Source organism: Streptomyces griseoaurantiacus (genome assembly GCF_036189845.1).
Classification (GTDB): Bacteria; Actinomycetota; Actinomycetes; order Streptomycetales; family Streptomycetaceae; genus Streptomyces; species Streptomyces griseoaurantiacus.
Map to the genome: position 1 here is coordinate 6718409 of NZ_CP108326.1, position 8935 is coordinate 6727343.

An 8935-nucleotide genomic window follows, 5' to 3' on the forward strand; every position below is an offset into this window, starting at 1 on the left:
GCAGGCCGGGAAAATGTGAGCGCACACGCGAACGGTCCCGGTGAGCCTCGCTCACCGGGACCGCGTCACGTCGTCCGTGCTCGCGGACTACGGCTTCTGCTTCGTGTAGAGGCTGCTCACCTCGTCACCGGTGAGCGCGTGGTCCCATGCCTGTACCTCGTCGACGGCGCCGTTCCAGAAGTCGGTGTTGTCGCCGTTCCACTTGGCGCGGCCGACCGCGAGGGGGCCCGAGCCGACGTAGTTGGGGCCGGAGGCGGTGGTCGCCGCCCGCTTGCCGTCCACGTAGAGGGAGATCTGGTTGGTCGCGGCGTCACGGACGCCGACGAGGTGGTACCAGCGGCCGATCTCCGGCGTGGTCACCATGCGGGCCCGCTTCTCGCCCGGGGTGCTGAAGGAGAAGGCGCCCTGGCCGTACTGCAGGTAGAACGGGCTCGCCTGGCGCTTGCCGTCCTGGCTGACGGCGGTGGCGTAGTTGCCGGGGAGGGCGTCGAGCCGGACCCAGGCGGAGACCGTGTAGCTGCCGGTGGTGTCGAGCACCGGCTCCTTCGTCTCGGCGTACTGGCTCTTGCCGTCGAACTTCAGCGCGCTGCCGCTGACCCCGGGCGTCCAGGTGGCGCCCTCGGAGAGGGTGAGGGGCTTCTTGTTGGGACCGGTGTCCGCGGCGGTGCTGCCGGTGTTCTCGTCGAGCGACCAGTGCGCGCCGCCCTTGATCGCCTTGCGGTCGCCGGCCGCGGCGCCCGCGGCGATGACCTTCCGGTTGATCTCGCGGACCCGGACCGGGTCGACCTTCAGCTCGCGGCGGTCGTAGGTGTAGAGGCCGTTGAGCTCGTTCTCCAGGTCGGTGATCTGGGTGTACACCGATCCGGACAGCTCCTCGGCGGCCTGGTCGAGGTAGTACTTCTCGGTGTTCTCGACGTACTTCTTGGTCAGCGCCTCCTTGTCGGCCACGCCGCTGTAGATCACGGTCGGGGCGCCCGGCCACATGTGGCCCGGGGTGCGCAGGGTGAAGCCGCCGTGCTCACCGTCCATCGCCGCCCGCTTCCCGTCGGGGAAGGCCGGGTCGGTGTTGTTGTAGTCGTGGTGGTCGATGATGTCGCCCGTGCCCGAGTCACCCTTGGAGTTGCAGCAGTTGACTCCGCTGTGGGTGTTGACCACGCGTGTGGGGTCGGCGGCCTTCACGGCCTCGGCGAGGCGTCCGCTCGCCTCCCGGTTCCACTCGCCCCAGCCCTCGTTGAAGACGATGTTGCCGATGACGGCCGGCGAGTCGTGGTGCTGGCGCATCGCCTCCATGCCCTGGTCGATGAAGGCCTGCTGTCCGGCCTCGTCGGTCAGGTCGCCGGAGGTGGCGGAGACGAAGTCCTGCCACACCAGCAGGCCCAGCTTGTCCGCGTGGTAGAACCAGCGGGCCGGCTCCACCTTGATGTGCTTGCGGACGGCGTTGAAGCCCATCTGCTTGTGCGCCTTGAGGTCGAAGGCGAGGGCCTCGTCGCTCGGCGCGGTGTACAGACCGTCGGGCCAGAAGCCCTGGTCGAGGGTGGCCAGTGAGAAGATCGGCTTGTCGTTGAGCACCAGCTTCGGGTAGCCGCCGACCTTCTTGATGCCTATCTTGCGCATCCCGAAGTAGCTCGAGACGTGGTCGCTCGACCTGCCGTCGGTGAGCGTGACGTCGAGGTCGTAGAGGTAGGGGTCGTCCGGGCTCCACAGGTGCTGCTTGGCGACGGGCAGCGTGAGCTTCTTGTTGGCCGGTCCGCTGACCCGGCCCACGACCTTGCCGTGCTTGTCGCGGGCGACGGCCTCCACGCGCGCCCGGGCGGAGGCGCCCTCGGACTTCGCGGTCAGCGCGAGGGTGCCGGTGTCGATGTCCGGCGTGGTGACGACGTCGTCGAGGGAGACCGGGGCGACGGGCTCCAGCCACACCGTCTGCCAGATGCCGGAGGACTGGGTGTACCAGATGCCGCCCGGGTTGGTGGACTGCTTGCCCTTGGGCTGGGTGTCGCTGCCGGTGTCGGTGACGCCGACCACGATCTCCTGCGGCCCCCTGCTCTTGAGGGCGTCGGTGATGTCGGCGGTGAACGCCGTGTATCCGCCGGTGTGTTCGGCGACCTTCTTGCCGTTGACCCAGACGGTGGCCTTGTTGTCCACCGCGCCGAAGTTCAGCTTGAGCCGGTCGCTCTTGGCGGAGGTGCCGACCTTCCAGTTCTTCGGCACGTCGACGAGCCTGCGGTAGAACATGTGGTCCTCGTGCCGCTCGATGCCGGAGAGCTGCGACTCCACCGGGAAGGGCACGATGATCTTCTCGTCGAGGTTCTTGCCGAAGGACGGCTGCTGGTCCTTCTTCGCCGCGGCGAACTGCCAGGGCCCGTTGAGGTTCTGCCACTTCGAGCGGGCCTGCTGCGGGCGCGGGTACTCGGGCAGCGGGTGCTTGGTGTTCAGCTTGTCGCCCCACTTGGTGGTGAGGCGGTGCGCGGAGTCGTTCTGCGCGTACCGGATGATCTGCGGCACGGCCTTGCCGTCCACGCTGAGCGCGGCCTTGCCGTCGTAGGAGAACCGGACCTGCTGGCCCTTCTGGATCGCCTCGCTGAGGGTGATCTCCAGGGTGTCGCGGCCCTTGGTCCTCACCGAACCGATCGGCATCGGCGTGGTGTCCGCCTCGACCTTGAGGTGGTCCGCGAGGGCCTTCAGGTCGCCGACCTTGCCCTCGAAGCGGGCGCGCACCGTCCTGCCGTCCTCGGCGACCACCGGCTCGACCGGGTAGACCTCGAAGTCGGCCGGCGGGGTGAAGGCCGACATCGGCACGACCTGCTTGGCCAGGGTCGGCGTGGACCAGCGCAGGAACATGTTGGCGCCGCCGGTGTCCTGGAACATCTCCAGCCGGAAGTCGTGCTTCTCACCGGCCTTCAGGTGGACGGCCGCGCTGGTCTGCTCCTTGTCCCAGTCGGGCTCCCAGTGGTCGATCACCGCCTTGCCGTCGATGAACAGCCGGAAGCCGTTGTCGCCGATCGCGTAGAACGTGTAGTCGCCGGTGGCCGGGGCCTCGATCTGTCCCGTCCAGCGGGCGGTGGTGTGCTCCGTCCGCCCGGTGAGCTCCTGGAAGGTGTCGGTCAGTCCGCTGAAGTTGACCTGCGGGTCGAGCAGGGTGCCGCCGAGGTGCGCGAAGTCCCGCGCGCCCGGCGCCGACATCTGGAAGTACTCGCCCTTCAGGCCGTGCACCGCGACGGCTTCCTGCCCGGACGAGTGCGCGGAGGCACCTGCCGGTGCCTCGGCGGCCGACGCGGTGGACACCAGGCCGGACATCGGCAGGACCAGCGCGGTTGCTGTCAGCAGCGCCCACGCTCTGGCGCGTGGACGGGCGTGTGGTCTTGTCATGGAACCTTTCCTCGACGATGTTCACGCGACCGGGACCGGGGCAGCGCCAAGGGCTGCGGGGAGGTGGTCCCGGCGAGGTGAGAGGGCGGGCGGCTGTGCGGTGTGAACGACTCTTCCAACGTTGGAAATTGATGTCAGCGGAATGACAGCACGTCGATCGGCAACTGTCCAGAGTTCGCGCACGGGTTGGGTGGAGGTCGCCTCCCGGTCGGCGGCCCGCTGCCGTCCGACGTGGGTGTCTGTACTCAAAATCCAGACCTGGACGAAATTCCCAGTTCCGGCTAGGGTCGGGACGGCGCTGAGCCCCCGCGGGGCCCCGGACGCAGGCCCCCGCGGTCCGGCCGCGGTGGCACCGACACGAGGAATCGAGAACCCATGAACGAGGACGCCGGACCGGAAGGACGCGGCGGCACGGCCGCCGTCACCGCCGTCACCGCCGCCGGGGCGGACGCCGAGGGACACCTCATCGGCGAGGTCGAGCGGATCGCCGTCGCGCTGGGCCGGATGTTCCCGGGCCTGTGCGAGGTGGTGCTGCACGATCTGCGCGATCCGCGCCACGCGATCCGGGTGATCGAGAACAACCTCTCCGGACGCCGGGTCGGCGACTCCGCGACCGAACTCGGCCTCGCCCGCATCGCCGACCCGCAGTACCCGAGCGTCATCCAGAACTACCCCAACCGCTTCCCCGACGGCCGGCCGGTCAAGAGCACGTCCATCGGCATCAGGAACGCCGCGGGGGAGTACGTCGCCGCGCTCTGCCTCAACCTCGACGTGTCCGTGCTCTCCCCGGTCACCCTCGCCCTGTCGAACCTCGTCGCCACCGAGGACGAACACCGCGAGCGGACGCTGGAGAGCCTGCGCGACCGCAACGCGCGCGAACTGCGCGAGGCCGTCGAGGCGCTCGCCGCCGAACGGGCGGGCACCCCGCGCTCGCTGAGCCGCCAGGACAAGAGGGAGCTGGTCCGGCAACTGCACCGGGACGGCTTCTTCGACTCCCGCGACGCCGCGCAGACCATCGCCGACCTGCTCGGCGTCTCCCGCGCGACCGTCTACAACTACACGAAATGAAGAGACCGGACATCCTCACCGTGAACACCACCGCCGCCACCCCCGGCCCCCACCCCGCAACCGCCCGCACCCTCACCCTCGCCGAACCCGACACCCCCTTCGCGGTCGTCGACGTGCACAGGGTGCTTCGCAATGCCGAACGCCTCGCCCGGCGCGCGGAACGGCTCGGCGTCGTCCTGCGCCCGCACGTCAAGACGGCCAAGAGCCTCGACGTCGCCGCCCTCCTGCGGGACCCGAGCGGGGCACCCTGCCCGGTCACCGTCTCCACCCTCGCCGAGGCCGAGGCCTTCGCCGACGGCGGCCACACCGACCTCACCTACGCCGTCGGCATCGCCCCGCACAAGCTCCCGCGCGTCCTCGCCCTCCTGCGGCGCGGCGTGCGCCTGCGCGTCCTGCTCGACAGCGGGGCGCAGGCCGAGGCCGTCGCCGAGGCCGCCCGCGGCGCCGGCCTCGCGATACCGGCGCAGATCGAGATCGACTGCGACGGTCACCGCGGCGGCCTGCGCCCCGAGGACCCCGCCCTGACCGACATCGGCCGCGTCCTGCACGAGGCCGGGTGCCTGGACGGCGTGCTGGCCCACGCGGGGGAGTCCTACTTCGCCACCACCCCCGAGGCGCGGCGCCGGGCGGCCGAGCAGGAACGCGACGCCGCCGTCACCGCCGCCGAACGGCTGCGCGCCGCCGGGCTGCCCGTGCCCGTCGTCAGCGTCGGCTCCACGCCCACCGCGCACGCCGCCGAGGACCTCGGCGGCGTCACCGAACTCCGGGCCGGCAACTACGTGTTCTTCGACCTGGTCATGGCCGGCCTGGGCGTCTGCCGGGTCGACGACCTCGCCCTCTCCGTCGTCGTCACCGTCATCGGCCACCGCCCCGAACTCGGCCGGATCCTCACCGACGGCGGCTGGATGGCCATGTCCCGCGACCGGGGCACCGCACGCCAGGCCCAGGACCAGGGCTACGGCCTCGTCACCGACCTCGACGGCCGCCTCCTGCCCGGCCTCGTCATGACCGACGCCAGCCAGGAACACGGCATCCTCACCGCGCGCGAGGGCACCGACCTGCCCGAGCTGCCCCTGGGAACCCGGCTGCGGATCCTGCCCAACCACGCCTGCGCGACCGCCGCCCAGCACCGCGGCTACCACGTCGTCGACAGCAGCCGTACGGGGACCGGTGCCCCCGAGGCTGTCGCGTACTGGCCGCGCGTCACCGGCTGGTGACCGCCGCCGACCGCCCCGTCCCCCCGAGTCCGCACTCCCGCGAGGTGCCCGCCATGTCCGACGCATCACCCGTCTCCTTCGACGACGTCCGTGCCGCCGCCGCGCGCCTCGACGGCGTCGCCCACCGCACCCCCGTCCTCACCTCCCGCACCCTCGACGCCCTGGTCGGCGCCGAGGTGTTCGTCAAGTGCGAGAACTTCCAGCGGATCGGCGCCTTCAAGTTCCGCGGCGCCTACAACGCGATCGCCCAACTGCCCGCCGAACAGCGCGCGAAGGGCGTCGCCGCCTACTCCTCCGGCAACCACGCCCAGGCCACCGCCCTGGCCGCCCGCGAGCTGGGGACCACCGCCGTCATCCTCATGCCCGAGGACGCCCCGCGCTCCAAGCGGGAGGCCACCGCCGGGTACGGTGCCGAGGTCGTCACCTACGACCGCTACACGCAGGACCGCACCGCCCTCGGCGAGGCCCTCGCCGCCGACCGCGGCCTCGCCCTCATCCCGCCCTACGACCACCCGCACGTCATCGCGGGACAGGGCACGGCCGCCCTGGAACTCCTGGAGGAGACCGGGGAGCTGGACGCGCTCGTCGTGCCCGTCGGCGGCGGTGGGCTCATCGCGGGCAGCGGCCTGACCGCCAGGGCCCTGCACCCGGACACCGCGGTCGTCGGCGTCGAACCCGAGGCGGGCGACGACACCAAGCGGTCCCTGGACCGGGGCGAACGCGTCACCGTCCCGGTGCCCCGCACCATCGCCGACGGGCAGGCGCTGAACACCCCGGGCGCCCTCACCTTCCCCCTCAACCAGCGCCTCGTCGACGCGATCGCACTCGTCAGCGACGAGGAAATCGTCCGCGCCATGCGCTTCGCCTTCGAACGGCTGAAGATCGTGCTGGAGCCGAGCGGTGCCACACCGCTGGCCGCCCTGATGGCCGGACGCCTTCAAGGGCTGCCCCGCCGCATCGGCATCATTGCCTCCGGGGGCAATATCGACACGCGGAGGTTCATCGAACTCGTGTCGCAGTGATGGCTGTTGCCGCTGTGGCAGGCTGGGTCCCGCACCGCCAGGGTCGTCCGCGATCCACGCCGTAGGAGCGAACGGTGCCCGATCCACCCGGAGTCCAGCCATGCACCGTACGCGCCGACCGACGCGTCGCCCCACGTCCCGCCGTCCCCGAACGGCCTCGCGGCCGGCCGCCTGGGCCGCCGCACTCGCCTTGCTCGCCGCCTGCGCGGCCTGCGGCGACGACGGTGACGGGGGGAGCGGTTCGGGGCCCCGGGCCAAAGGCGAGGACGGCCGGAACGGCTGGCACCTGACCTGGTCGGACGAGTTCAAGGGCGCCCGGGGCACACCGCCCGACCCGCACAAGTGGGTCCACGACACCGGCGGCGAGCCCCAGTGGGGCAACGAGGAATGGCAGTACTACACCGACCGGACCGCCAACGCGGCCCTGGACGGCAAGGGCCGCCTCGTCCTGACCGCCCGCCGCGACCAGCTCCCGGGCATGGCCGACTGCCGCTACGGCACGTGCGACATCACCTCGGGCCGCCTCACCACGAAGGGCAAATTCGCCCAGGCCTACGGGAAGTTCGAGGCGCGCATCCGGGTGCCCGAGGGGAAGGCCACCCTCCCGGCGTTCTGGATGATGGGCGACAACGACGAGGAGAAGTCCTGGCCCGGCAACGGGGAGATCGACGCCATGGAGGTCGCCGGCACCGAACCCGGCACGGTCTACGGCACCGTGCACGGCCCCGGCTACGCCGATGAGGGCATCGGCGGCAGCCACGAACTCCCCGAGGACGCCCGCTACTCCGAGGACTTCCACACCTACGGCGTCGAGTGGACGAAGGACCGGGTGACCTGGACCGTCGACGGCACGGTGTACCACCGCGACCTGCGCGCACGGCACGACGAGAAGCACCCCTGGGTCTTCGACCACCCCTTCTACCTGCTGCTCAACCTGGCCGTCGGCGGGGTGTGGACCGGATCCGTGACGTCGAGCACGCCCCTCCCGGCCCGGATGACGGTCGACTGGGTCCGGGTCTACGAGCGGTCCTGACCACCCCGGGCCGGCCCGCTCACCGGGCCGGCCCGCTCACCGGGCCGGCCGCCACCGTCGCCCCGGCACGGAACCCGGCGGGGTCAGCGCGTGCTCCACTTCTGGTTGTCCTGGCCGTTGCAGTCCCACAGCTGGAGCCGGGTGCCGTTGCCGGTCGCCTGGTCCTTGACGTCGACGCACTTGTTCGCCTGCGGATTGACGAGGTCGGCCGCGCCGCTGAGACGGAACTGCTGGGCCGGGTTGCCGCTGCACACCGCGAGCTGGATCACCGCGCCGTTGTCCCGCGAGCCCCAGGCCACGTCCATGCACAGGCCCATCGAACGGATCGTGCCGTCCGAACGGAAGTCCCACTTCTGCCAGTCCTTCTTGCCGCAGTCCCAGATCTGCAGCGGCGAACCGTCCGCGCCCCGGTGGCCCACCACCTCGACGCACCGGTTCGAGGCATGGCTGTAGAGGGTGGTGCCGGGCGCGCTGATCACCGTCCTGGTGGCGACCGCACCACCTCCCGACTTCTTCCCGCCCCCGCCCGAGGCCCCCTTCGCGGCGGCCTTCCCGGAGCTCTCCCCGGCCACCCCGGCCGCCGCCCCCGCCCTCGCGCCCTTCTTGCCGTCGCCCTTCCCGCCGTGCTCCTCACCCTTGTCGCCCTCGGCGTCCTCGCTGTCCGAGGGTGACGGGGACGCGGTCGGCGAGGCCGAACCGTAGGCGCCCGCGGCGCCGTCCGCCGGATCGGCCAGGACCGTACCGGCCTCGGCGGACCGGTCCGAGGCCGATCCGTCCGAACCCGACCGGTGGAGCATCCCGGAGACCAGGAACGGCACACCGACCAGCAGCGCTCCGGCGACCGCCGCGCCGGCGAGCAGACCCCGGGACGGACGCCCGGAGGGGCGGGCGTCGGCGGTGGCCTCCTCGGTGCCGGCGGTGAGGCGGTCGGGGGTGTCGGCGGTGGCCGCGGTACCGGTGGCGGCCTCGGCATCGGCGTGCGGCTCGGGGTCCGCGACGGATGGGGTCGTGGTGACCGACGCCGTCGCGGGGATCGCCTCGGCTTTCGGGGCGGGAGCCGGGGCATCGGGGACGGTCTTCTCCGGTGCCGGGACCGGGGCCGGGGCCGGGGCCGGGGCCGGTGGCGGTTCCGCGACGGGTTCCGCCGCCTGCGCGGCAGAGGAAGGGGCGGGCTGCCGGGGGTCGTTCGTGCCGGACATGGGGTCCTTCCGGATCGGTGCGTGGGGGGA

6 protein-coding genes are annotated in these 8935 nt (G+C 71.8%); 4 read left to right on the forward strand and 2 right to left on the reverse strand.

What is annotated here, in order from left to right:
• Positions 1 to 87: 87 nt before the first annotated feature.
• Positions 88 to 3366, reverse strand: a complete 3279-nt coding sequence (locus tag OHB09_RS29675; RefSeq protein WP_328922822.1) for a LamG-like jellyroll fold domain-containing protein — start codon at positions 3364 to 3366, stop codon at positions 88 to 90.
• A 375-nt stretch (positions 3367 to 3741) separates the two neighbouring features.
• Here OHB09_RS29675 and OHB09_RS29680 point away from each other — a divergent pair, with 375 nt between their 5' ends.
• The 4 genes from OHB09_RS29680 (at position 3742) to OHB09_RS29695 (ending at position 7706) form a co-directional block, all read left to right on the forward strand.
• Positions 3742 to 4434: a helix-turn-helix transcriptional regulator gene (locus OHB09_RS29680; RefSeq protein WP_328922823.1), complete on the forward strand. Its 693-nt coding sequence runs from the start codon at positions 3742 to 3744 to the stop codon at positions 4432 to 4434.
• On the forward strand, positions 4431 to 5651 hold the full coding sequence (locus OHB09_RS29685) for an alanine racemase (RefSeq protein ID WP_093600195.1): 1221 nt from the start codon (positions 4431 to 4433) through the stop codon (positions 5649 to 5651). The genes OHB09_RS29680 and OHB09_RS29685 overlap by 4 nt, the downstream gene beginning before the upstream one ends.
• 53 nt (positions 5652 to 5704) lie before the next feature.
• Complete coding sequence (locus OHB09_RS29690) at positions 5705 to 6673, forward strand: threo-3-hydroxy-L-aspartate ammonia-lyase (RefSeq protein ID WP_006137899.1); 969 nt, start codon at positions 5705 to 5707, stop codon at positions 6671 to 6673.
• Between the two features lie 100 nt (positions 6674 to 6773).
• Positions 6774 to 7706, forward strand: coding sequence for a glycoside hydrolase family 16 protein (locus OHB09_RS29695; RefSeq protein ID WP_319118268.1), 933 nt, complete (start codon positions 6774 to 6776; stop codon positions 7704 to 7706).
• An 83-nt stretch (positions 7707 to 7789) separates the two neighbouring features.
• Here OHB09_RS29695 and OHB09_RS29700 read toward each other — a convergent pair whose 3' ends face one another.
• Positions 7790 to 8905 carry an RICIN domain-containing protein gene (locus OHB09_RS29700; RefSeq protein WP_328922824.1) on the reverse strand — a complete coding sequence of 372 codons (1116 nt, stop codon included), beginning with the start codon at positions 8903 to 8905 and terminating at the stop codon, positions 7790 to 7792.
• Between the last annotated feature and the right edge of the window lie 30 nt (positions 8906 to 8935).

What these genes read in the sequence shown, in the direction of transcription:
- OHB09_RS29675 (WP_328922822.1), bottom strand. Translation starts at nt 3,366, where the DNA reads ATGACAAGACCACACGCCCGTCCACGCGCCAGAGCGTGGGCGCTGCTG.
- OHB09_RS29680 (WP_328922823.1), top strand. Translation starts at nt 3,742, where the DNA reads ATGAACGAGGACGCCGGACCGGAAGGACGCGGCGGCACGGCCGCCGTC.
- OHB09_RS29685 (WP_093600195.1), top strand. Translation starts at nt 4,431, where the DNA reads ATGAAGAGACCGGACATCCTCACCGTGAACACCACCGCCGCCACCCCC.
- OHB09_RS29690 (WP_006137899.1), top strand. Translation starts at nt 5,705, where the DNA reads ATGTCCGACGCATCACCCGTCTCCTTCGACGACGTCCGTGCCGCCGCC.
- OHB09_RS29695 (WP_319118268.1), top strand. Translation starts at nt 6,774, where the DNA reads ATGCACCGTACGCGCCGACCGACGCGTCGCCCCACGTCCCGCCGTCCC.
- OHB09_RS29700 (WP_328922824.1), bottom strand. Translation starts at nt 8,905, where the DNA reads ATGTCCGGCACGAACGACCCCCGGCAGCCCGCCCCTTCCTCTGCCGCG.